The sequence below is a fragment of the Desulfosarcina widdelii genome, from assembly GCF_009688965.1.
Classification (GTDB): Bacteria; Desulfobacterota; Desulfobacteria; order Desulfobacterales; family Desulfosarcinaceae; genus Desulfosarcina; species Desulfosarcina widdelii.
In genome coordinates, this window is the sequence record NZ_AP021875.1 from 1 (window position 1) to 23,293 (window position 23,293).

A 23,293-nucleotide genomic window follows, 5' to 3' on the forward strand; every position below is an offset into this window, starting at 1 on the left:
CAGATAATTACTCAAAATTACATATTTCGTGCCAATCGACGTGGTTTTTTTTAAAGGCGTACCAAATAACGTAATGCGCTGAAGGTAATTTATTTTTTAAATGGAACAGATCTGGACGACAGTCAAATCCCTGCTCAAGGAAAAAATTCCCGGTCACAGTTACCGCATGTGGATTGAGCCCATTACACCATGCCAATACGAAGAGGGTGAAATCGTTTTATCCTGTCCGAATTTGTTTTCGAAAAAGCGCGTTGTCGATCATTATGGCAGATTGATCGAGAACGCCGTTTCCCATGCGGCCGGCAAAACCCTTAAGGTTCGCCTGGTGGTTCGTTCCGACCCCAAAGAAGATCGCCGGCCAACCTTTGCCGACCGACAGATGAAACTGCCGGAGATGGATACGGCCTACACCGGCGGACGGTTTTTGAGAAAAGATTTTACCTTCGATCAGTTTGTCGTCGGCAAAAACAGCGATTTTGCATATTCGGCGGCCCTGTCCCTTGCGGCCCGCAATCGGGGCACCCAGAACGCTCTTTACCTGCTTTCGAAAACCGGCCTGGGCAAAAGCCACCTGTCACAAGCCGTTGGGCATCATATTCTCCAGACGTTCCCAGATGAGCGGGTCTGCTATATCACGGCCGAAGACTTTATGAACGAGATGACCGATTCCTATCGAAACAGCAGTCTTCACCGTTTCAAAGAGAAATATCGCAGGAACTGCGACGTACTTTTGCTGGAGGACGTACAATTTTTAAGCGGCAAAAACGGCACCCAGCAGGAGTTGTCCAACACCCTGGAGTCGTTGATGAACGCCAACAAAAAAATCATCTACTCCAGTTCCTACCTGCCGTCGGACATTCCCAAACTCGATGAAAAACTCAGATCGCGGCTTTGCTGCGGATTGATTTCCAAAATTGAATCGCCGGATTACAAGACGCGGGTTCGAATTCTCGAACGCACGGTCCGGTCCGGTGGGTACAGTGTTCCCGATCAGGTTGTCCAATACTTGGCGTCCGAGCTGACCGACGATGTGCGGCAACTGAAAAGCGGGCTGATCGGTGTCACCGCCCAGGCCTCACTGTTGGGGTCTGAAGTGGACCTTGACCTGGCGCGCAGGGTTGTCAAGAACATTGTGGCCTCGCGGGAGGGAATTACCCTTGACTCCATTAAGCGACTGGTATGCAAGTACTACAATGTCACCTTGACGGACTTGGTGTCCCGGTCACGGCGTCAGGCCATTGTCCGACCGCGCCAGGTGGCCATGTATCTCTCCCGGGAATACACTGAGCATTCCCTGCAAACCATCGGAAAAAGCTTCAACCGCTATCACGCAACCACCTTGCACGCCCTGAAAATGGTTGAGAAGGGGATCAAAGAGAACGGTCCCGTTCAAAAACACGTTGCTTTCCTGTCCGAACGACTGGAGAAGGGAAAACATTGACGGATTATATAAATAGCCGTTACGGCAGGTATTCGTAAATCCGAGAAGTTTGAAAAAGGCGGTTGGGCAGGGCGGGCCTCTCGATGGGCAGTGGGCGCGATTTCTCTCTTTATTTTCCTAATTCATTTTTACGACCATTCCGCTGGCCGAAACCAGTTCTTCCAAAATTTCGTAGCGTTCGTTCTGATCCTTTTCAATAGCGCAACGCAGGTTCAGCGCGCATCTTTTTAAGCATATGGGATCGTTGCTCCGGTATCTTCCGAAACAACCCAAGTAGTTGTCCAGCGAGAATTCCATTTCCCGATCCATCGTCATCAGGTCCTATAACTCAAGTAGTTTTAGAAGATCGTCATGAATACGATCATTGGTGCATGCTATTTCATCATCGTCGATGCAATAAGGGGCGCCCGAGAAAACCGTGGTGCGGGCTCCGGCTTCCGAGGCGATGATAAATCCGGCGGCTGTATCCCAGGGCTTCAGGTGTTGCTCCCAGAATCCCTCAAAACGCCCGCAGGCCACATAGCAAAGGTCCAGTGCCGCGGAGCCCAACCGCCTGACTCCCTGAGAGGCGGCCAGGCAGCGGCCAAAACGGGCCATCAAAGTCTCGAACAGGGTCTGATGGTCATAAGGAAAGCCGGTAACAAGCAGACTGTCGGTCAATACAGCCTTATCCGAAACCGTGATCGGTGTCCCGTTCAGTTGTGCGCCTTCGCCTTTCAGACCAACGAACAACTCTCCTGTCAGGGGCGCCAGCACGAATCCGGCCAAAACCTCATCGGCCACCGCAAAAGCGATGGAGACGCAAAACAAGGGCAGATTGTGAACAAAATTGGTGGTGCCGTCCAGCGGGTCGATAATCCAGCGTCTGTCGCTGCCTTCCCGGATTCCGCTTTCTTCGGCAAGAATGGCATGCTCTGGAAATGCTCGGGCGATGGTTTCGATGATGGCCGCCTCGGATCGAAGATCCGCATCGGTAACCAGATCGATGGCCTCTTTTTTGCGGACGGAGCGCAGTTTTCCGAAATGCTCCCTCAGCTCTTTGGCGCCGTTGACGGCGGAGGCGACCCCCACCCGTTTGATCCGTTGCATGTCCATAAGAGATTACATCTATAAGCTTATTGGCGGACATGTCAACCGAATTGTATCCGTACGCGTCCATCGAAATCGATCATCGATGTTTGCCCAATCCCCTAATCCGATACTGTCTCCTTCCAACCGAACCCTTCCACCGTGGCCTGCATGGTTTCCGTTAACGGTTTCAACGTCGAGCGGTCCAAAGCGCTGACCGCAATGCCGCCCAAACGTCGGGTCAACTCCCGACACTGTTCACGATCAACCCGGTCGATTTTGTTGAGCACCCGAATAACGGCTATGCGATTCAGGTCCAACTCAGCGAGGATAGTTTCCACGGAGCGGATCTGATCCGGGTGGCGCGGATTGCTGATGTCGATGACGTGCAGCAGCAGGTCGGCATTTTCAAGTTCTTCCAGGGTGGCTTTAAAGGCGGCCATCAACTCCTTGGGCAGATCACGGATAAACCCCACGGTGTCGGTGACGATCACTTCAATATCCCTGGGAAACCGCAACCGCCGGCTGGAAGGATCCAAGGTGGCGAACAATTTATCTTCCGCCAGAACCCGGCTCTGGGTCAACTGGTTGAGCAGGGTCGATTTGCCCGCATTTGTGTAGCCGATGATGGAGATGATGGGAAGGCCTTTTTTGCTGCGCCGCCTTCTCTGCTGGCTGCGATTTTTCTGGACGGTGGCCACTGCCCGTTCCAGATGCCGTATGCGGTCCCTGGCCCTTCTGCGGTTGATTTCAAGCCGGGTTTCACCCGGACCGCGACCGCCGATGCCGCCGGTGAGTCGAGACATGGCGGTGTCCTTGGTCACCAGTCGGGGCAGAAGGTATTTCAACTGCGCCAGTTCCACCTGCAGTTTGCCTTCACGGCTCCGGGCGCGCTGGGCGAAGATGTCCAGGATCAGCTGGGTCCGGTCGATCACTTTGATTTCCGTCCGGTCGGCAATGGATCGGATCTGGGAAGGATTGAGTTCCTGATCGAAGACGAGCATGGTTGCCCCCCGGTGAAGGGCCATGATGGCAAGCTCTTCCAGTTTCCCGCTACCCATGAGAAAACGGGGATCGGGCTTTTTACGCTGTTGCAAGATGGTGTCCAGGACGGTGATGTTGGCCGTGCGGGTCAGTTCCTTGAGTTCGTCCAGCGAGTGGACAGCAATTTTCCGCGGGCCGGTAAAAACGCTGACCAAAAGGGCACGCTCGGTTCCCGGAAGGTGGGCGGCCTGTTCCTTTTTGCGGGCCAGTTCGTCTTCCAGCGCCTGGATCAGGCCGACGCAGTCCATTTCGGGTTCGAAGGGCAAAACCGGCGGCATGATCCGGTAAGGGGCGGTTTCGCTGGCCCCAGGAAGAATGTGCGCCCAATGGATTCGATCCGGTGTACCGGTGGCTGTCATGGTAATGACGGCCATGAGATCCAGCCGCAAAAGCGCCAGATCCGTCAGGTCGTCTTTGGTGAGTTGCGTGTCGGTCAGGGTGGTGTGAACGCATCGAATACCGCGCAGCCGGTCGGGAGCCAGTCGATATTCTCTCAAATCGGGAATCAGAATACGGTCCACCTCGCCCAAAAGTACGAGAACAACCTTTCCCTGACGGTCGATGAGAAGGCCGATCTGACGGCCGATTTCCATGGAGAGGGTACATATATCCCGGCAGACTTCGTAAGAGAGGATTGACTGAGGGGGGACCCTTCGGCGCCCCAGATTTTCCAGCCGTTTGATTTGACTGGCTTTGAGTCCTAGCCTGCTGCCGTAAACGGATCTCATTCAGTGGCCAGATTTTCGAAGCGGGTATAGGATTTTAAAAACGCCAGGGGGGCCATGCCCGTTGGGCCGTTGCGCTGCTTGGCCAGAATGATTTCCGCCGTGCCGCGGTTGGGGTTGTTCTCATCCCGATTATAGACCTCGTCGCGGTAGATGAAGGCCACCAGGTCGGCGTCCTGTTCCAGGGCGCCGGACTCTCGCAAATCGGAAAGCTGCGGGCGCTTGTCGCTGCGTTCTTCAAGCTTGCGGTTGAGCTGGGACAGGGCGACAACCGGTATGTTCAACTCCTTGGCCAGAATTTTCAGCGAACGGGAAATGTCCGAGATTTCGAGGTCCCGGCGTTCGATATTGGCATTGCCCCGCATCAACTGAAGGTAATCGACGATAATCAACCCCAGGCCCCGGTCCATTTTCATGCGCATGGATTTGGTGCGGATGGAGGTGGTGGAGATGTCCGGCGAATCGTCGATGAAGATGGGAGCCTCGGTGAGCCGGCCGGCGGCGTCGGTAATCCGGTTCCAGTCCTCCTTGTTCAAAAAGCCGCTGCGGATCCGCGACGAGTCGACCCGGGCTTCAGCGCACAGCATACGCATGGAGAGCTGTTCTTTGGACATTTCAAGGGAGAAGATGGCCACCGGTACATTGCCTTCGATGGCGGCATTGCGGGCCATGTTGAGGGCGAAAGCGGTTTTACCCATGGCCGGACGGGCCGCCAGGATGATCAGATCGGAGTTCTGAAATCCGGAGGTCAACGCGTCCAGTTTGGAAAATCCGGTCGTGACCCCGGTGACCAAGGCACGGTTGCCCTGTCTCTCTTCGAGCGCATCGATGTTGGATTCGATGATTTTGCTGATGGGAAAAAAGGCCTGTTTGGTTTTTCCCTCGGAGAGTTCGAAAACGGCACTCTGGGCGAATTCGAGAACGTTGTCCACTTCGCCGCGGTCCTCGAAGCAGCGTTGGGTAATGGTGTTGGACCGTTCGATGAGCAACCGCAGGATCGCTTTGTCGTGAATGATCCGGGCGTAATGGTGCGCATTGACCGCCATGGGCACCGTATCTACCAGCCGGGCCAGGTACGCGGACCCGCCGATTTTTTCCAACTCGTTTTTTTCCTTGAGCCGGTTGCTCAGGGTGACCAGATCGACGGGTTCGCTTTTGGCGTAAAGAGTCTCGATGGCGGAAAAGATGATTTTGTGGGCGGTTTTGTAAAAATCGTCCGCGGATAGAATTTCAAGGATGTCGATAAGGGTGCTGTTGTCGATCAGAATGGCGCTGAGAATCGATTCCTCCGCCTCGATGCTTTGGGGTGGAAGCTTGTTGAGTGCAAGATCCTGCAATGGGGGATGCTGGGGGTCGGGCATGAATCGTTTTTCCGGTACAAGCCGGGAGCCTCAGGCTAAAAAGGCTCCCGGCGATCCGTTTGGAATCAGGCTTCTTCGGGAACCACTTCGACGGTAATTTCAGGTTCGACACCTTGGTAAACACGGACGGGAACCTTGAATGTGCCGATGGTCTTGATGGGTTCGGTGAGCAGCACCATTCGCTTCTCGACCTCGACTTCCTCTTTTTTCAGGGCGTCGATGATGTCCCGAACGGTCACGGAGCCGTACAGTTTGTCCGCTTCATGGACCTTGGAAGCGATGGTCACCGAAACGGCCTCAAGGCGGGCGGCCATCTCTTTTGCAAACTCTTTTTCCTTGGCGATCTGCAGTTCAAACTTGGCCTTCTCCTGCTCGAGAATTTTACGCTGCTGAGGGGTGGCCGGGACCGCTTTTCCCTGGGGAAGCAGGTAGTTGCGGGCATATCCGTCTGCCACGTTGACTTCGCTGCCGATGATGCCCAAAGAACTGATGGTTTCCTTTAAAATGACTTTCATGCGTTCCTCCAAAAAAGGCCCGTCTCGACGATTACGCCGGCGGGTCCGGTTCGTGCTTATGGGTGTCAAGCTTTCTAAAATTGATCCACATGTCAAAAAGGCCGATGCAGATGACGACCAGCAAAAAGAGCTGCTGGAAAGCGATCATGGTATACAAAACGACACGAATCGTTCGTGGCAGCTTCTTTTTCTCAAAGTAGAACGAGACAATGCCAATGCCCTGGATGAAATAGACCGTCAGGAGCACCAGCAAACCGTTGATTCCGATCAACCGGATGTCCATATTCGGGACGAGGGTCATCAGCCCGCAGCCGATAACGCCCCAGACCAGAGGGTCGGGAGCGCGCCAGTGATTGAGCCGGCCGAAATCCGGGTAAAACAGGCCCCGCCGGGTCATGATCGCCCGGGCGGCAATCAGGTTGGTCCAGGCCACGAAAAGGGTCGACGCCGCTGCCAACGACGGCAATATGCGTATCAGCACATATTGAATCCGGTCCAAAGACGCGGTAATGGCGTCGATGGTTTCCTGGGGAATGCCGATCCCTTTATACAACTCCAGGGACAATTTCAGGTTGGTGGCCACATATGTGGAAACCAGCGTGTACAATCCCGTTTGGTTGACCATGCCGAACAGCACGATCCCGACCAGACCGGCGCCCAGAACGATGCCGCACACGGACAGAATGGTCATCTCGACGGAGACTTCTTTTTCAAACATCTCACTCATGACAAATCCAAGGAGCATCAATCCGAAAAAAAAGAAGATGTCCATGGTCAGGCCGCCGAAAACCAGGCTCATTACCGCAATGGACACCAGTGGAACGATCATACCATGGCGTCGGCCCAGTTTTGCCCGGTAGAACAGAACGGGCAGCGGAATGAAAAGGGAGAAGAGGAATCCGACAACCGGCATGAGGACCGCAAGGCTGAAAATAGTCAGGGTCGCCGTGACGCCGGTAGCAATATCTTTCGATAATCCGCTATGAATGGGCCACGGCGTCATCCGTTTCTCCTGGTGTTGCACGTTTGCTTCCGATCATCGTGCCGCCCGGTTATAAATACTAAGGGCTACAGATCGTATGTCCCCACGTAGGGCAGCAGGGCAATGGTCCGTGCCCGTTTGATTGCATGGGTCAGGGCGCGCTGATGTTTGGCACAGGCACCCGAGATCCTTCGCGGTATGATTTTGCCCCGTTCGGTGATGAAGTATTTCAACGTCTTGGGGTCTTTGTAGTCGATGACGAGGCTCTGGTCGGCACAAAAACGGCAGACTTTGCGCCGATGAAAAATTCTTCTCTTCTTTCTTCTGGGACGGGGTTTGGAGATGGCCATGGGTTACTCCTCTTTGTTTTCTTCAGTGGGTTCATCACTCTCGGCGGGTGCTGCATCCTCGGCAGGCGCCTGTGTTTCCGCGGGCGGCTCGGATTGCTCGGCCGATTCAGCGGCGGACTGCTTCTCGGCAGCCTCTTTTTCCGCCAGTTCCGCCTTGATGGCATCCAGATCCGCCTCGTTGTCCAGCAGAACCGTCATGAATTTCATGACCTTGTCGTCGATTCTGAAGAATCGCTCCATCTCCTGGATCAAGGCGCCGTCGCCACAGAAATCGAACCTGACGTAATGTCCCCGGCTTTTCTTTTTGATCTCATAGGCCAGCTTCTTGGTTCCCCAGTCCTCCGTTTCGATCAAGAACCCCTCGTACTGAGGGATCAGATCGTTGACCCGTTCGAAGATCGGCGCTTCGGTCTCCTTCGACAGGTCGGGATCGATAATCACGATCGTTTCGTACCGCCTCATAAAACCTCCTTTTGGCTGTATAGCCCCGGTGCGGTCCGGAGCAAGGATTAAGATGATTCCAATGGAATCGTTAAAAAACTAATTTTAATACCATTAAGATGAAAAAACTGTCAATGGTCAATTACAAGCCGCTTTTTATCGGAGAACCATAAAAAAAGGGGCGGCGCTGCCGTCCCTTGGCAAATTCGTTGGTGGGCCGTGAAGGAATCGAACCTTCAACCTACTGATTAAGAGTCAGGTGCTCTGCCTAGTTGAGCTAACGGCCCCTGTGTGCTGATGAAACAAAAGCGTCTCTTAACAGTCGGTTTGCTGGTTGTCAATGCCTTTTTTAGAGCCCAAAAATACGCGGGACGGTTTCCCCCTGGCATTGTGGGGGTCAGGGTCTGCTTCTTCGTTTGCGTTCCCGCTTCCATTCATTCTTGCGTTTCCGGTCTTTCTTCACGGGCTTGTTTTTCCGTCCCGGCTCGCTGGAAAGATCCATCAGGTAGCTCCCCGGAGTTTTCGGCGCTGCTGGCGGCCTGGAATTTTCCGCAACTTTGGTTTCCGGGGATTTTTTCGGCAGCGGCGGTCCGCTGAAGCTGCCCACCGGCAGTCCGTCCACCAAAAACAAAACGCTGCCGAAAACATTCAGTGTGGCACCCAGACGGGCCAGTTGGTCCGTGTTTACCGTCAGAATGACCGGCGAAGCATCCATTCGGCGGCCCAGTCGCTCGGCCATGGCTCGCTCCCGGGCTAGTAGGATTTTGGGACTTGAACTTGTCGGTTTTACGCCCTTTTCGAGAACGACCGGATAGGCCCGCTCCCGAATGGAATGGTACAACAGTTTGGGGACGCTGTCTGGGAAGCTCGGAACGATTAAGTTGGAGCGGTCCACGGCCCGGATCCGTTTCCCGGACAGTTCGACAGAAGGGTAGGGCAGGGCTGCCGTAACCTCGCAAAGATGGCTCTGGCGGACATACCCCCAGCCCTCCTCCTCGCCGAGCGCCTTGATCAGATCCTTGACTTTTACGTAGCCGTCTTCGTCCGGGCAAAGGCCGAACTCGTCCGGACGCCGCCCGAGCAGGTAGTCGAGAAATTTGGCCAGCTTTTTTACTTTTTGGAGGTGCTTCATGAATATCGGCTATCGAATCCCTGTCGGCTTTGATGTCCGTAAACCGCTGGAGTCTTCTTTCTCGCTGTCTTGACCCGATGGTTGGTGTCTGGTAGTTTTCGCCTCGATTCATTCGGGCCGAAACGGTCATGGAAACGAACCATAACCAAATTTAAAATGAATTCCAAACAGAATGCGTAAATTTCCAACCGCACCGAAAATCGAAGACGAATACGCTTTCCGACAGGAAGAAAGGATGGTTGACGATGAAGAGAGACAGATCCACGGCGCTGTTTAAACGGTCCCAGGAATTGATCCCCGGCGGGGTGAACAGTCCGGTCCGCGCCTGCCGGTCCGTAGGCACCCAGCCGCTGTTTATTGAAAGCGGTGAGGGTTGCCGTCTGTTCGACGCCGACGGCAATGCCTTTATCGACTACATCGGTTCGTGGGGACCGATGATCGTTGGTCACCGCCATCCTTCGGTAACGGCGGCCATTTCCGCTGCCATGGAAAAAGGCACCAGCTTCGGTGCGCCCACTGAACTGGAGATCGAACTGGCGCAGTGCGTCGTGGATGCGATCGACTCCCTGGAGATGGTGCGCATGGTCAACTCAGGAACCGAAGCCACCATGAGCGCCATCCGATTGGCAAGGGGTTTTACCGGCAGGGATACGATCATCAAGTTCGACGGCTGCTATCACGGTCACGCGGACACCCTGCTGGTGGAAGCCGGCTCCGGGGTCGCGACGCTCAATATCCCCGGCAGTCCCGGGGTCCCGGAAGCGTTCGTGTCCCATACCCTTTCTTTGCCCTATAACGATATCGATACGGTCAATAAAGTGATGGCTCAACAGGGGGATCGGATCGCCTGTATCATCGTGGAACCGGTGGCCGGAAACATGGGGCTGGTCCCGCCTCGCGACGGGTTTCTCGAAGCCCTTCGCGAAGCCACCGCAAAAAGTGGCGCCCTTCTCATTTTCGATGAGGTGATGACCGGCTTCCGGGTGGCCTTCGGAGGGGCGCAGCAACGCTACGGGATTACCCCCGACCTTTCCTGTTTCGGCAAGATTATCGGGGGGGGGCTTCCTGTGGGGGCGTACGGCGGGCGCAAAGACATCATGGCTCACATTGCTCCCCAGGGGCCGGTCTACCAGGCCGGCACTCTTTCCGGCAATCCGCTGGCCATGGCCGCCGGAATTGCGACCCTGAAACTGCTGCAGGCTCCCGGTTTTTATGAAAATCTGGAGGCAAAGGCCGAACGTTTGATCGTCGGGCTGCGGGATTTGGCGAAAAAGTACGATATTCCCGTGTGCTGCAATCGCGTAGGCGCCATGATGGGCATGTTCTTCACCGACGGTCCGGTCAACAACTTTGCGGATGCCAAGACATCGAACCTGGAACGGTTTTCCCTTTATTATAAGGGGATGCTGGAAAACGGCATTTTTCTGGCGCCGTCGCAGTTTGAAGCGTTCTTTATTTCCGCGGCCCACGATGACGCCGCTATCGATTCGACCCTTTCGGCAGCCGACCGGGTTTTCGGCCAATTGTAATCCGGTTGCCCAAACAAAAATCCCCTGTCCGTCTTTTATGCGGTCAGGGGAAGGTTTGAGATCTTAAGGGCTGGTCAATAGGAAAAGTCCAGGCGGATCCACGGGGAAAGGGGCATCATGCTATCACAGGTTCTCTCTTCCGGGCTGAACGGGGAGTCGCCCTGTACATAGTCGAGAATGCATTCCACGTCGATGTTGAGGGCCGAGCGTGGAGAAATGAACAGGCGCAGACCAGGTGCGTCTTCGCCACTATGCGGTATGGGGGGGGTGCCGCTGATTAATGAATAACTGCCGCCCCCTGCTCTAAAAAGGCTTCCGGTTGAACCGATGCATCCGGACAGCAGGATCGCCAGTACCGGAACCATCAAGAAAACCGTTTTTTTCATTTTTTTTGCGCCTTCTCTTTTACCACAGCTTGGTGCGGGCCTTCCTGCGTCTTTTTTTGTATCCGTCGATCAACACGCTTGTCTGTTTTTGTGCAACCGGTACCCCGCTATCAATTCAGGAAATAATTCATGGGATTGACGGCGACACCGTTCAAGCGGACCTCGTAGTGCAAATGCGGGCCGGTGCTTCGACCGGTGTTGCCCATGAGTGCGATGGTTTCTCCCCGTTTAACGCGTTCTCCTTTTTTCTTGAGGAATTTCTTGAGATGTCCATATCGGGTCACCATGCCGAACCCGTGATCGATGGCTACCATATTGCCCATCAGTCCTTTTCTGGCGGCATAGGTAACGATGCCGTCGGCCGGAGCGATGATCGGCGTGCCGGCTCGGTTGGCGATGTCAAGACCGCGGTGGAACTCCCGGCGGCCGGTGAACGGCGATTCCCGGCGACCGAAACGCGACGATACCCAACCCGTTACGGGGCGGATGGACGGAGTGGCGGCCAACAGGTTCCGTTTTCCCTCTAACTGGCTGAAAAGAGAAGAGAAAGAGGACTCCTGGGTATGGGAGGCCTGGTCGATCTCATTGATCTCCACGTGCATATCCCTGACCAGTTCCTGATAGTCCTGAGCCATCATTTCCGTTGGGTCCATGTCTTCCGGTTCGGAACCGCCAACGCCGAACAGGCCTGTAGCCCCGTTGTCGGTTTCCAGGTTGGCGATGATCCGAATTTTCTGTTCGAAATTGTGCAGATTGGCCAACTGGGTTTTCATTGAATCGATTTTGTTCGAAAAGGAAACGATCTGATCCTGCTGGTGAGCGATGCGTTCTTCCTGCGCCTGCAGGGCCAATCGGAGGCTCGCGAGATTTTTGGATTCGTTTCTCAAACGAAGGTAGTCCGAAACGCCCAGATAAAAGGCTACAGCCACGGCCAGAAAGGCGAAGGCAGCCATTGGGATCAGCATTCGGGGAACACGGGTCTGTCGGACGGGGGTGCCGGCAGCATCGAATATCAATAGGGTTAGTTTCTTTTTCATCTTCACAATCGTTTGTCTGTCCGAAAAAGGTTTCTTGTTAATGGGTTGCAGTGTCGACCGGAAGCAGATCCACGGTGCAGTGCCCTTCGAAGCGTCCACGATGGGCGTTGTTGATGCTTCCGATTCGTGTTTCAATCTGTGTTTTCGGGCACTGGGTGTCGCTGCTGTAGTAGGTCATGTTCAATACGCTGCCTGCCTTGAGTTTGGGCAAAACGGCGGAATTTTCCTTGACGACGAAGAACATGGAGCGAGATTCGTTGCGCCAGATTTTGAATTGGTACAGCGGATGTGGGTCGTCTATCGCAAATTCGACGCTGTAAAAGCCTCCGGATTGCATGGATTGATTAATTTTCTTGACGGTAGTGGCGTTCATTTCAATGGCAGTCATGTCAATTCCTCCGGCGTTCAATGGTCTGCTCAAAGGCAAATCGTTTTTTTAAATTTATGCAGCAAATATGGTGCCACTTTTTTTCTGCGAATTGTTGGATTAACGGTCCGTCGCCTGCGCCGGTTGGATGGAAAAAATCCAACCGCAATTCTTAGCCGTTTTGCGACAAAACAGATGACTTAAAATTGCACGCCGGCAAAGTGGTCTGCTATCTTATCGGCAATTTTTTGGAAAGTCTTGAATTAATGTGCAAAAAAAGAGTCAGGAACCGTACAGAAAAAGAATCAGGCAAGATCGCGGATTTCGTAGCGGGTGATCAACCGGGAGAGGTAGGTTCTTTGAATATCCATTATTTTAGCGGCCTTGCTGCGATTGCCGCCGGTATGCTTCAAGTTGATCAGGATGAATTCTTTTTTGAACTCGTTGAGGGCTTCGTCGAGGGTGAGCCCCACTTTCAAGCCGGCGAACTTGGGCAGGGACGCTGCGATGGGCAAGTCTTCCGGCATGATCGTTTTCCCGTTGCCCATGACCACGGCGCGTTCGATAGCGTTGCGCAGTTCCCGAATGTTGCCGGGCCAATTATACATGGCCATTTTTTCCATGGCTGCTTCGGATATGGTCAGCCCGGACAGGCCGGTTTCCCTTTTAAATACGTCAAGAAAATGCTCGGCCAAAAAAGAGACGTCTTCCAAGCGTTCGCGCAGCGGCGGGATGCTGAGTTGGACCACGTTTAACCGGTAGTACAGGTCTTCGCGGAACTTTCCCTCTTCGACCTCTTTCTTAAGGTTCTTGTTGGTTGCCGAGAGCACCCGTACATCCACGGTGATGGGGGTGTTGCCTCCGACACGGTAAAAAACCCCTTCCTGCAGCACGCGCAGCAGTTTTGCCTGGATGCCCGGGGCCATTTCGCCAATTTCATCGAGAAAGAGGGTACCCTCGTGGGCGGCTTCGAATTTTCCCATTTTGCGGCCAGTTGCCCCGGTAAAAGCACCCTTTTCATACCCGAAAAGTTCAGATTCAAGCAGGGTCTCGGGCAGGGCGGCGCAGTTGAGCACCACCAGCGGCTTTTCTTTTCGAGGACTTTCCCGATGGATCAACCGGGCCACCAGCTCTTTTCCGGTGCCGCTTTCCCCTTGGATCAGGGCGGTGGTTTTGGAGCGGGAAAGCTTCTGGGCATCTTCGAGCACTTTCTGGAGGGTCATACTTTTGCCGATGATCTGGTGTTTTTCCCCCAATTCTTTTTTCAGGTCCTGATTCTCCTGGCGAACCTGTTCGAGACTTCGGGCGCTGCCAATGGCCAGAGCGGCAAGCCCGGAGAATTCCTCGAGGACATCCATGTCCGCCGGGGTGAATTGGGTGTTGTCTTTTTTGTTGATGACCTGGATGACACCGATGACTTTTTGGTTGATCAAGAGGGGCACGCACGCCATGGAGCGGGTTTCGTAGTCGATGCGATCACTTATTTCCCGCATCCAGCGGCTGTCCTTCTTGGCATCGGCAATCAACAGCGGCTGGCCGGTCTGGGCAACATGGCCGGCGATTCCTTGCCCCACTTTTACGGTGAAGTCCTTAACCTCGTCTCCCTTGGCGCCGGTTGCCACTTTAAAATACAGCGCGTTGATCTTGGGGTCCAGCAAGAGCAGGGACGCGGCTTCCGCCTGGACGACACCCGTGGCCGATTCGATGATCAATTGGAGCAATTTGTCCAAATCCTGCACGCTGGAAACCCAGGAAGAAATGGCTTTCAACTGACCGATAGGGACGTTTTCTTCACAAGTATCCGTTTTCATAGCTTAATATTGGTTTTTAGGTAAAAGTCGGCCTTTGGAGGGGCATGCAGGTCGCTGCCCGGCGGCAAGTTATATTAATTTTAACTATATTAGCTCATGCCGCCATCTGGTGTCAAATCAAATAATCGATATCATTAAAGATTGGACTTTTAATCATCAATGGCGCCAGCCAGTTGGGCCAGGGCTTCGCCGCCGGCACGCTGGATAAAGATGCCGCGCTCCGATTGTTTGGCCACCCGTGCAAAAGGGTTATCGGCCACATTGATGTCGATCATTAGACCGCCGTTGCGGTAAACCAGGTTCACAATGTGGTTGGGCAGCGTTGTAGCACCCGTCGTGCCCACGGTAATCAGCAGCCGGGTGCGCTGGGCGGTTTCCAGGGCGCTGTTGAAGCGGTAATGGGGTTCGTCGTAGGTTTCGTCGAACCAGAGAACATGTGGGCGAAGCCAACCGCCACAGGCCGGGCACACGAGCAGTTCTCTTTCTTTATCGGTGAGCGATCCGCCTTTATTTTTGGAGGACAGGGCGTCCGGAAGCGGGAGGATGGTGTCCCTACAGGACGAAGCGCATCGGGTATAAAAAATGTTGCCGTGGATCTGATAGGTCCGATCGAGGCTGCTGCCCGCCCGGATGTGAAGGTTGTCCACGTTCTGGGTGATCAGGGTAAACCGGTCTCCAAGGCAGCTTTCCATAGAAGCCAAAGCCAGGTGGCCTGCGTTGGGCTGCGCCTGCCGGCACAAGCCCATGCGGTACAGGTACCACACCCAAACGCTTTCCGGATCTTTGCTGAACATGTTGAAGGTTGCCATTTCCTGGGGGTGATACTCCCGGGATCCCACGGTCCAGAATCCCTCTGGTCCCCTGAATGTGGGGATTCCGCTTTCCGCCGATATGCCCGCACCGGTGAGAACGGTTATCCCGCCCTTACCGCGGACCGTTTCGGCCAGTAGTGTTGTCGCTTCTGACATGCTCATGGTTATGCTCCCTTGGGTAACGGCTTGTGATTCGAAGGCAAATCGTCTACAAGCAGTCAGGTCTTAACAGCCGGCCGATTTAACCTTGAAAGTTTCGTAAAAAGTCACCAGACATGTCCTTCCCGCTTCCGCGGGGATAACATCAATGGGCAAAATTCGACTTCTTGCGAAACTATCAATCTTTAACGATTTTTAAAAAGGTAGGTGCCATGATTCATCCGGAACACAACCGTATCCCGCAAACGGTGAAAACGATTCATCTCATCGCGGTTTGTGGAACGGCCATGGGTGCGCTGGCCTGTATGCTCAAGGACCAGGGGTTTGCGATCACCGGTTCGGACGCCAAAGTCTACCCGCCCATGAGTCGGTTTCTGGCGGAAAAGGGCATTTCTGTCATGTCCGGCTTCGATGCCGCGCACCTGTCGCACCGACCGGATTTGGTGGTGATCGGCAACGCCGTTTCGCGGAATAATGCCGAAGTGCAGGCGACCGGTCAGATGGGACTGGCCTACTGCTCCATGCCCCAGGCCGTCAATCGCTTTGCCGCCGCCGGCAAGCGGCAGCTTTTGGTGGCCGGCACCCATGGCAAGACCACGACGTCGTCCCTGCTGGCCTGGCTTCTCTTTTACGCCAAGCGAGATCCATCCTTCATTATCGGCGGCATCGTGTCCAATTTCAGCAGCAACTACCGCACCGGAGACGGAGATTGCATCGTTTTAGAGGCGGACGAGTACGATACCGCCTTTTTCGACAAGGGTCCCAAGTTCTTGCATTATAGCCCGGATGCAGCTGTTTTGACCAGTGTGGAGTTCGATCATGCCGATATTTACCGGGACCTGGACCATGTTCGAAGCGCTTTCGGAAAATTCGTAACCGCTATAGAACCCCGATCGCTTCTGGTCCATATCGACGACGATCCCAATGTCGCAGATATGATCGGATCGGCACGGTGCGCCTGCCGGTCCTACGGGACGCTGCCGGACTCCAACTGGCGGCTGGAAGACATTGTTGTCGATCCACCCGACACCCGGTTTCGGGTCATCCGGGACGGCTGCGATTTCGGTATATTTCGGACCCGCATGATCGGTCGTCACAATCTTAAGAATATCCTTGCAGCCATCGCAATGGCCGATCGTCTGGAAGTGCCGCCGCACGTTATCGCCGAAGCCCTGGAACGCTTTGCCGGTGTGAAGCGCCGCCAGGAGATTCTGGGAGAAAAGAGCGGCATCATTGTTATCGACGATTTCGCCCATCATCCCACCGCTGTCCGGGAGACCCTCGGTGCGATCCGAGAGCATTTCTCAAAAAATCGGCTGATCGCAGTTTTCGAACCGCGAACCCATTCCAGCATGCGCAAGGTCTTTCAGCAGGAATACGCTTTTGTTTTCGATCCGGCGGATCGTATCTGCATCCGCAAGCCGTCGATGCTCGGTAAAGTTCCCGAAGGTGAGCGTCTTTCCAGCCGGCAACTTGTCGAAGACCTGAAGAAAAGGGGAAAGGATGCCGTCCATTTCGAGGATACCGAGGGTATTATATACGACTTGGCGGCTTCATCGACCCGCGGCGATGTGATCCTGATCATGTCCAACGGGGGATTCGACAATATCCATGAAAGGCTGCTGGAAGCGTTGTAACGAAAAAAGGGGCGAAACGGTCGCATCGGATCGTACAACAATGGGGCGGGTTATTTTTTTTAATTATTAGACCAATTTTTAAATTTTATGATTGATTTTTGTATCGTCCAATATTATTAAAATGTTGACTCGGGTCGGCCCCGGGCAGCATTTCGTTGATTTGAAGACCGCCGGTCAAAAAATAAGACAAGGTAAATCGATAAATGAAGGACGATATCAAACCGGTTCAATTTCCCATGAGTGCGGCGGCGTATACGAAGCTGAAGCAAAGGGCCAAGCACATGGGGCTGTCTACTGGAAAATTGGTGGAGAATTTGCTGGCATCACTGGAACTGCGGCTTGAAAGGGCCTACGCGGCTGCCAAGATCGATCCCGACCAGGTTTCCGAGAAGTCCGACAAGCTGATGATCGAGGCCATTTTAATCGGTGATGGCAAAGGGTGGTCCGATAACTGGGAAAATAAGAATATGGCGCAGTACCTTTCGTTTGTGCGCAGGGATATTCTCGACGATGTCACCCATACCCCGACATGGAAACCCGTGATCCGCATCGCTGACGACGATATGGAAAAAGAAGAGTAATTACGCCCACCAACAACAGTCTTGCCCGATGCAATTTGCCTCGGACTTCCTCTGAATAACTAGTTTTTCTGTCGTTAATGTCAGTAATATAGATTAACAGCGTTCACGCATCTTTTGAAGATCCCTTTCTGCCCTTTCTGTCGATGGTGGCCATGGCCATCTTAATCTATTAAAAATATAATTAAAACGAAAGGATTTTTCTGTATAAGACATCCTTTTCCAAATACAAAAGCTATAACGTGACCATCGCTCTCCCATAAAAACCGTTGACAAGACCACGCTGTTCAATTACTTGTCTTGTTTTTTTGAAGCTATAAAAAAATAAGAAAAAACAAGCAATTGAGAAAGAATTAGTAGTATATCCGGGCATTCAGGAAGTCAATTGCCCCTGAATCCTGGCCAACCACGACCCAACGGATCGGATTCGGATCATGCCTTACGCCGCAACAATTACCGGAACCGGTTGCTCTTTTCCTCGCAACCGGGTGACCAATAAAGACATTGTCCAGCGGTTGGAAAAGGACAACATCACCACCAACGATCAGTGGATCCGTGAACGCACCGGGATCCGCGAGCGCCGGTTTTCCGACCTGGAAAACGGCGAGGAGCACAATTCTTCCCTCGGCGTGGCGGCCGCCAGAAAGGCCCTTGACATGGCCGGACGAACCCCTGAACAGATCGATCAGATCCTCTATGCCACCTGTACGCCGGATACGCTGATTCCTTCGACCGCCTGCTGGCTACAGCATAAAATCGGTGCCCCCCAGGCTTGGGCCATGGACGTCAATGCTGCCTGCTCAGGGTTTGTGTACGGCCTTGCAACGGCAGAGAAATTCATCCAAACCGGCCATACAAAAACGGCACTGGTGGTGGGTGCCGAGGTACTCAACCCCTTCATCAACTGGAAGGATCGTGGATCTTGCATCCTTTTCGGTGACGGCGCCGGTGCGGCTGTAGTCGAGCGTACCGAACCCGATGCACCGGCCCGCATCCTTTCCAGCCATCTGCTTTCGGACGGCAACTTGTGGGAACTGCTCTACATCCCCGCCGGAGGATCGCGCATGGAGGTGACTCCGGGACGCTTTTCCAAGAACCTTCACAAGATGCGCATGTACGGCAAAGAGATCTTCAAGGTGGCCGTTCGGACCCTGGCCGAATTCGCCAACCGGGCGCTGGAGAGCAATGGGTTCTGCATCGACGATGTGGATTGGTTCATTCCCCACCAGGCCAACTACCGGATTATCGAGGCGGTCGCCAAGCGTCTTCGGTGCCCCATGGAAAAGGTGGTGGTCAACGTGGATCTGTACGGCAATACCTCGGCGGCCACCATTCCCACTGCCCTGGACCAGGCGGTGCGCGACGGCAGGATCGAAAAAGGCCAATTGATTCTGCTGGACTCTTTCGGGGCTGGGCTTACCTATGGAGCCATACTCATGCGCTGGTAATCGTGTCCGCACCCAAACGGCATCTTTCGGCCCAGGCCGGCGTTCTCACTCGGCCGAAATCCTCAACGTAGCGCTGCTACGCCTGCGGATTCGACCTCGCTGCGGCCTTGCCCTGAGCCGAAATCTACCATTTGGATGCAGACACGATTGGCGCGATGAATGAACAAAAAAAGTGATGGAGAAAAACCATGCTCCTGGATCGATTTTTTGAAAAAGGAAGGCAGTTTCTGGGGTGCGAAACGCCCATTATGTGCGGTGCCATGACCTGGGTGAGCGACCCCAAACTGGTGAGCCACATGGCCCGCTGCGGCGGATTCGGTCTTCTGGCCGGCGGCAATGCGCCCGTCGAAATACTGCGGGAACAGATCGAAGAAACCCGGTCGCTTACCGACAAACCTTTCGGCGTCAATCTGATCACCATTGCGCCGGCTTATCAGGAGCAACTGGATATGGTCTGCGAAATGGGCTGCCGGGTCATTGTTTTTGCAGGGTCCATTCCCCGTGAAAATGAAATCCAGCGCGCCAAGGACAGTGGAGCGAGTGTGATCTGCTTCGCCCCCACCGAACAGTTGGCCCTGAAATTGATCAAAATGGGCACCGATGCCCTGATTTTGGAAGGTTCCGAGGCCGGCGGCCATATCGGTCCGGTCTCCCTGACGGTTCTGATTCAGCAGATTCTGTTTAACGTGGACACGGTGCCCATTTTTGTGGCCGGCGGCATCGCCACCGGTCGGATGATGGCCCACCTGCTGATGATGGGGGCTGCCGGCATCCAGATGGGCACCCGTTTTGTCATGTCCGAAGAGTGCGCCGTGCATCCCAAATTCAAGGAAACCTTCAGAAAGGCCAAGGCCCGCGACGCCGTGGCCACGCCGCAGTTCGACAGCCGTCTTCCCGTGATCCCCGTACGGGCATTGAAAAATGTGGGCACCAGCGAATTCGGCCGGCTGCAGTTGGATCTGCTGCGGAAACTGGACGACAGCGCCATTGATCGCACCGAGGCCCAGTACGAAGTGGAGCGCTTCTGGATGGGCGCCCTGAAAAATGCCGTTGTCGATGGAGACATGAAAAACGGATCCCTCATGGCCGGCCAGAGCGTGGGCTTGGCGGACAAGATTCTGCCGCTGCAGGGGATTTTCGAGGAATTGATCGACGATGCCGAAAAAGAGATGCAGCGGCTGGCTAAACGCTTTACCGATACATGTAATTAATCTGAGTCGTGTCCTGCGCCCAATTTGGCGTTGACATACCGCCCGGAATCTGGTTAACCAAGATCTGTTTAAAAGGTTAACCAGATGAGCCCCAAACAGAAAATTATCCGAATTCTTGATCATGACGGCGGTGTGGTTTCCGGAGAAACCCTGAGCGCCGAACTGGGCGTCAGCCGGGTTTCCATCTGGAAGCACATCAAGGGGCTCGTCCAACAAGGTATTCCCATCCAATCCTCTGCCAGGGGCTATCGCCTGGCCAGTGATCCCGACAGCCTGCACCCTTACCATTTCGCTTCCCGACAGGATCGGATTCATTTTTTCCCGGAAACCGGGTCCACCATGGACGAGGCCATGCGTCTGGCGCGGGACGGCTGCCCAGATTTTACGGTGGCCGTGGCCCTGCGCCAAACCCGGGGTCGGGGCCGCATGCAGCGGGTATGGTCTTCGGACGCAGGCGGCCTCTATTTTACTGTCGTAGTCCGTCCGGGTATCCCGCTGATGTTTTCCGGTCTGGTGAACCTGGCCGCCGCCATCGACGTGGCCGATATCCTGAGTTCCGGATACGCGGTGGCAGCCGGCCTGAAGTGGCCCAACGATATCCTGGTCAACGAAAAGAAGATTTGCGGCATTTTATCCCAGATGGAGGCCGAGGGAGATCAGGTGGATTACCTGAACCTCGGGATGGGGCTCAATGTCAACAACCAGCCGGAATCGGTGGAAGCCGGCGCCGTTTCTTTAAAATCCCTGTTGGGCCGACCCGTTCCCCGCCGGGAAATTCTGGTCGCTTTCCTGGACGCTTTTGAAAAACGGATGAAGAACTTCGATCCTGCTGCCGTGATCCAGCAGTGGAAATCGCACAATGTGACCCTGGGAAAACGGGTTCGCGTTGCCACCGTTAAAGAAACCGTCGAAGGTCTGGCCGTTGATCTGGACGCACATGGGGGCCTGATCCTGCAGTTGGCGGATGGAACGCGGCAAACCGCTGTCCACGGAGATTGTTTTCATGGACCGTGATCGGAGATCGGTGATCCGTGAACAGTGAACGGTGAAAGGCGAATGAACGGGCGACCGGCCGATCGCCCCTGCCTCCGGATAACTCAATAAACTCAACGAACCCAAAGAACCCAACAAACCCGATAAACCCAATGAACCCAACCAACCCCCAACAACTCAAACACATGGTCTACGCGGCGCTGATGGCCGCACTGACCGCTGCCGGCGCCTATATTGCCATTCCCGTGGGGCCGGTGCCCATTGTCCTTCAGAACCTGTTCGTCATGCTGGCCGGCCTGCTTCTGGGCGGCCGCTGGGCCTTGATCAGCATGGGCGTCTACCTGCTGGCCGGCGCCGTGGGACTGCCCGTTTTTGCAGGCGGGGCAGGCGGCATCGGCAAATTCGTGGGGCCCACGGGCGGCTACCTGTTTGGCTTCGCCGCCGCGGCCTTCCTCATCGGGATTATCTCCGAACGCGGACGGGGAAGGGCGGTCGTCGATGTGATGGCGATGATCGCCGGCACACTGGTCGTCTATGCATTCGGTGTCACCTGGCTCAAGGCGATTACGGGAATGAGCTTTACCAAGTCCTTTGCCGTGGGGATGCTGCCGTTTCTGATCGGCGACGCCATAAAGATTGCGGCGGCCGTTCCCATTGCCCGCGCCCTGCGGCCCATGATTGACGGTTCGCTTCGCCCCGCCGGAACTGTCGGCTGATCCCATGGCGATCATTGAAACGAAAAAATTGTGCCATCGGTTTGCCGACGGCACCCTGGCACTGGACGACGTCACCCTTTGTTTCGAAGATGGAGAATTCACGGTGATCGCCGGTGCCAACGGTTCCGGGAAAACCACCCTGCTGCGACATTTCAACGGCTTGCTGCTGCCCGGTTCCGGATCGGTTACCGTAGACGGCCTAGCTGTGCAAAAAGATCTTTCGAAAGCCCGCCAGAAGGTCGGGATGGTGTTTCAGGATGCCGACAGCCAGATCGTGGGCGAGACGGTTTACGACGATGTCGCTTTCGGTCCTGAAAACCTGGGACTGACCAGGCCGCAGATCGACCGCCGAGTGGGGCGCGCCCTTGCCGTTGTGGGTCTTGCCGGGCAGGAGGACAAAAGACCCCACTATCTTTCCGGTGGAGAAAAGCGCCGTCTGGCCATTGCCGGTGTCCTGGCCATGGAACCCGGCGTGCTGCTCATGGACGAGCCGTTTTCCAACCTCGATTATCCGGCAACCTGCCGGGTGCTCGACCAGATTCTCGAGTTGCATCGAAACGGCCATACCGTGATTATCACGACCCACGATCTTGAAAAGGTGGTGGCCCACGCCCAGCGCCTGGTGGTCATGGCCGCCGGTCGGGTGGTCGAAGACGGTGTTCCGCAAAAAGTGATCGCCGGGATCGAGCGCTTCGGCATACGGCCGCCCTGTTCCGTGCAACTGGGCCGCGGAATTCTGCCATGGGCGAGATAGCCGCCATCGGCTTTACGCCCGGCCGATCCCTTCTCCACCGGCTGGACCCGCGTACCAAACAGACCCTGCTGATTGTCTTTGGCGCGATCAGTCCATGGGGTGATTTTTTCTTTCTATCGATACTTAGCACCACGTTGCTTTTTTGCTTTGCCACCGCCCGCATTCCTTTCGGTCGGTTGGTTCGGGAAATTCGCTATTTCCTTTTTTTTCTGGCACTCCTTTTCTGCCTGCGGACCGTATCCTTCGACGGTTGGACGCCTGTCTTCGCCATGGATCCGGCCGCAGAGGCCCTGAAGATCTGCTGGCGCCTGTTGCTGGTGGTGATGATGGGCCTGCTTGTCATGGCCACCACACGTACGGCCCATATTCGCGCCGCCCTGGTATGGTTCTTAAAGCCGGTGCCCCTGATCGACGAAAAGATGGCCGCCACCATGGTGGGACTGGTTGTGCGGTTTCTGCCCCAAATTTTGTTTCAGGCTGCAGAGATATCCGACGCGCAGCGGGCCCGGTGTGCCGATCGGTGCAAGAACCCGATGCTTCGTTTAAAGCGCTTTGGCATCCCGCTGTTCCGGCGGGTATTTACCTGTGCCGACGAGCTTGTCGCCGCCATGCAGGCCCGCTGCTATAGCGAGAACCGGACCCTTCCCGAACTATATTTTACATTAATGGATCTGCTGGCCGTGGTTGCCGCGGTCATCGTCGCTTTGACCGCATTGATTTCCTGACCGGCCCGCCTATTCGTTGAAACCTCCCCACACCCTCACAACCGATGTTCGGCGGCGATGTTTCCGCATTT

The 23,293-nt window shown here is 54.9% G+C and carries 24 protein-coding genes and 1 tRNA gene; 10 read left to right on the plus strand and 15 right to left on the minus strand.

Features of this window, described 5'->3' with window-relative positions:
- The first annotated feature begins 100 nt into the window (after window positions 1-100).
- Complete coding sequence (gene dnaA / locus GN111_RS00005; protein WP_155301785.1) at window positions 101-1,441, plus strand: chromosomal replication initiator protein DnaA; 1,341 nt, start codon at window positions 101-103, stop codon at window positions 1,439-1,441.
- Between the two features lie 117 nt (window positions 1,442-1,558).
- Here the strand turns inward: dnaA and GN111_RS00010 are convergent, their stop codons facing one another.
- The 10 genes from GN111_RS00010 to GN111_RS00055 all read right to left on the minus strand — a co-directional run bounded on the left by GN111_RS00010 (window position 1,559) and on the right by GN111_RS00055 (window position 9,059).
- Complete coding sequence (locus tag GN111_RS00010; protein ID WP_155301786.1) at window positions 1,559-1,750, minus strand: hypothetical protein; 192 nt, start codon at window positions 1,748-1,750, stop codon at window positions 1,559-1,561.
- Between the two features lie 12 nt (window positions 1,751-1,762).
- The gene (locus GN111_RS00015) at window positions 1,763-2,536 is read right to left on the minus strand and encodes an inositol monophosphatase family protein (RefSeq protein WP_155301787.1); all 774 of its coding nucleotides are present in this window, start codon (window positions 2,534-2,536) and stop codon (window positions 1,763-1,765) included.
- Window positions 2,537-2,631: 95 nt separating this feature from the next.
- Complete coding sequence (gene hflX / locus GN111_RS00020; protein WP_155301788.1) at window positions 2,632-4,281, minus strand: GTPase HflX; 1,650 nt, start codon at window positions 4,279-4,281, stop codon at window positions 2,632-2,634.
- Window positions 4,278-5,639, minus strand: coding sequence for a replicative DNA helicase (gene dnaB, locus GN111_RS00025; RefSeq protein ID WP_155301789.1), 1,362 nt, complete (start codon window positions 5,637-5,639; stop codon window positions 4,278-4,280). The genes hflX and dnaB overlap by 4 nt, the downstream gene beginning before the upstream one ends.
- Window positions 5,640-5,704: 65 nt before the next feature.
- Complete coding sequence (gene rplI / locus GN111_RS00030; RefSeq protein WP_155301790.1) at window positions 5,705-6,154, minus strand: 50S ribosomal protein L9; 450 nt, start codon at window positions 6,152-6,154, stop codon at window positions 5,705-5,707.
- A gap of 31 nt (window positions 6,155-6,185) precedes the next feature.
- Complete coding sequence (locus GN111_RS00035) at window positions 6,186-7,157, minus strand: YybS family protein (protein ID WP_155301791.1); 972 nt, start codon at window positions 7,155-7,157, stop codon at window positions 6,186-6,188.
- Between the two features lie 65 nt (window positions 7,158-7,222).
- Window positions 7,223-7,486 carry a 30S ribosomal protein S18 gene (gene rpsR / locus GN111_RS00040; protein ID WP_155301792.1) on the minus strand — a complete coding sequence of 88 codons (264 nt, stop codon included), beginning with the start codon at window positions 7,484-7,486 and terminating at the stop codon, window positions 7,223-7,225.
- Window positions 7,487-7,489: 3 nt separating this feature from the next.
- Complete coding sequence (rpsF, locus tag GN111_RS00045; protein ID WP_155301793.1) at window positions 7,490-7,948, minus strand: 30S ribosomal protein S6; 459 nt, start codon at window positions 7,946-7,948, stop codon at window positions 7,490-7,492.
- A 189-nt stretch (window positions 7,949-8,137) separates the two neighbouring features.
- Window positions 8,138-8,214: transfer RNA gene (locus GN111_RS00050), tRNA-Lys, on the minus strand.
- Window positions 8,215-8,324: 110 nt separating this feature from the next.
- Window positions 8,325-9,059, minus strand: coding sequence for an RNA 2'-phosphotransferase (locus GN111_RS00055; RefSeq protein WP_155301794.1), 735 nt, complete (start codon window positions 9,057-9,059; stop codon window positions 8,325-8,327).
- A 245-nt stretch (window positions 9,060-9,304) separates the two neighbouring features.
- On the opposite strand from GN111_RS00055, the gene hemL reads away from it, so the two are divergent.
- A complete protein-coding gene (hemL, locus tag GN111_RS00060) occupies window positions 9,305-10,588 on the plus strand; it encodes a glutamate-1-semialdehyde 2,1-aminomutase (RefSeq protein WP_155301795.1) in 1,284 nt (427 codons plus the stop codon).
- Window positions 10,589-10,662: 74 nt separating this feature from the next.
- Here hemL and GN111_RS00065 read toward each other — a convergent pair whose 3' ends face one another.
- The 5 genes from GN111_RS00065 to GN111_RS00085 form a co-directional block, all read right to left on the minus strand.
- Window positions 10,663-10,974 (minus strand): hypothetical protein, encoded by a 312-nt coding sequence (locus GN111_RS00065; protein WP_155301796.1) that lies wholly within the window; start codon window positions 10,972-10,974, stop codon window positions 10,663-10,665.
- Between the two features lie 110 nt (window positions 10,975-11,084).
- Window positions 11,085-12,011 carry a M23 family metallopeptidase gene (locus GN111_RS00070; protein WP_197740472.1) on the minus strand — a complete coding sequence of 309 codons (927 nt, stop codon included), beginning with the start codon at window positions 12,009-12,011 and terminating at the stop codon, window positions 11,085-11,087.
- Between the two features lie 37 nt (window positions 12,012-12,048).
- The gene (locus GN111_RS00075; protein ID WP_155301797.1) at window positions 12,049-12,399 is read right to left on the minus strand and encodes a hypothetical protein; all 351 of its coding nucleotides are present in this window, start codon (window positions 12,397-12,399) and stop codon (window positions 12,049-12,051) included.
- Between the two features lie 284 nt (window positions 12,400-12,683).
- Entirely contained in the window at window positions 12,684-14,189 is a 1,506-nt protein-coding gene (locus GN111_RS00080) for a sigma-54 interaction domain-containing protein (protein ID WP_155301798.1), read from the minus strand.
- Between the two features lie 149 nt (window positions 14,190-14,338).
- On the minus strand, window positions 14,339-15,163 hold the full coding sequence (locus GN111_RS00085; protein WP_155301799.1) for an SIR2 family NAD-dependent protein deacylase: 825 nt from the start codon (window positions 15,161-15,163) through the stop codon (window positions 14,339-14,341).
- Between the two features lie 209 nt (window positions 15,164-15,372).
- Here GN111_RS00085 and GN111_RS00090 point away from each other — a divergent pair, with 209 nt between their 5' ends.
- The 8 genes from GN111_RS00090 to GN111_RS00125 all read left to right on the plus strand — a co-directional run bounded on the left by GN111_RS00090 (window position 15,373) and on the right by GN111_RS00125 (window position 23,222).
- Window positions 15,373-16,797 carry a UDP-N-acetylmuramate--L-alanine ligase gene (locus GN111_RS00090; protein WP_155301800.1) on the plus strand — a complete coding sequence of 475 codons (1,425 nt, stop codon included), beginning with the start codon at window positions 15,373-15,375 and terminating at the stop codon, window positions 16,795-16,797.
- 203 nt (window positions 16,798-17,000) lie between these two features.
- Complete coding sequence (locus tag GN111_RS00095; RefSeq protein WP_155301801.1) at window positions 17,001-17,378, plus strand: hypothetical protein; 378 nt, start codon at window positions 17,001-17,003, stop codon at window positions 17,376-17,378.
- 431 nt (window positions 17,379-17,809) lie between these two features.
- Complete coding sequence (locus GN111_RS00100; protein WP_155301802.1) at window positions 17,810-18,823, plus strand: beta-ketoacyl-ACP synthase III; 1,014 nt, start codon at window positions 17,810-17,812, stop codon at window positions 18,821-18,823.
- A gap of 188 nt (window positions 18,824-19,011) precedes the next feature.
- Window positions 19,012-20,034, plus strand: coding sequence for an NAD(P)H-dependent flavin oxidoreductase (locus GN111_RS00105; protein ID WP_155301803.1), 1,023 nt, complete (start codon window positions 19,012-19,014; stop codon window positions 20,032-20,034).
- A gap of 84 nt (window positions 20,035-20,118) precedes the next feature.
- Window positions 20,119-21,048: a biotin--[acetyl-CoA-carboxylase] ligase gene (locus GN111_RS00110; RefSeq protein ID WP_155301804.1), complete on the plus strand. Its 930-nt coding sequence runs from the start codon at window positions 20,119-20,121 to the stop codon at window positions 21,046-21,048.
- A 131-nt stretch (window positions 21,049-21,179) separates the two neighbouring features.
- On the plus strand, window positions 21,180-21,743 hold the full coding sequence (locus tag GN111_RS00115; protein WP_155301805.1) for a biotin transporter BioY: 564 nt from the start codon (window positions 21,180-21,182) through the stop codon (window positions 21,741-21,743).
- 4 nt (window positions 21,744-21,747) lie between these two features.
- Entirely contained in the window at window positions 21,748-22,497 is a 750-nt protein-coding gene (locus GN111_RS00120; protein ID WP_155301806.1) for an energy-coupling factor ABC transporter ATP-binding protein, read from the plus strand.
- Window positions 22,485-23,222 carry an energy-coupling factor transporter transmembrane component T family protein gene (locus GN111_RS00125; RefSeq protein WP_155301807.1) on the plus strand — a complete coding sequence of 246 codons (738 nt, stop codon included), beginning with the start codon at window positions 22,485-22,487 and terminating at the stop codon, window positions 23,220-23,222. Before GN111_RS00120 ends, GN111_RS00125 begins: the two co-directional genes overlap by 13 nt.
- The last annotated feature ends 71 nt before the right edge of the window (window positions 23,223-23,293 follow it).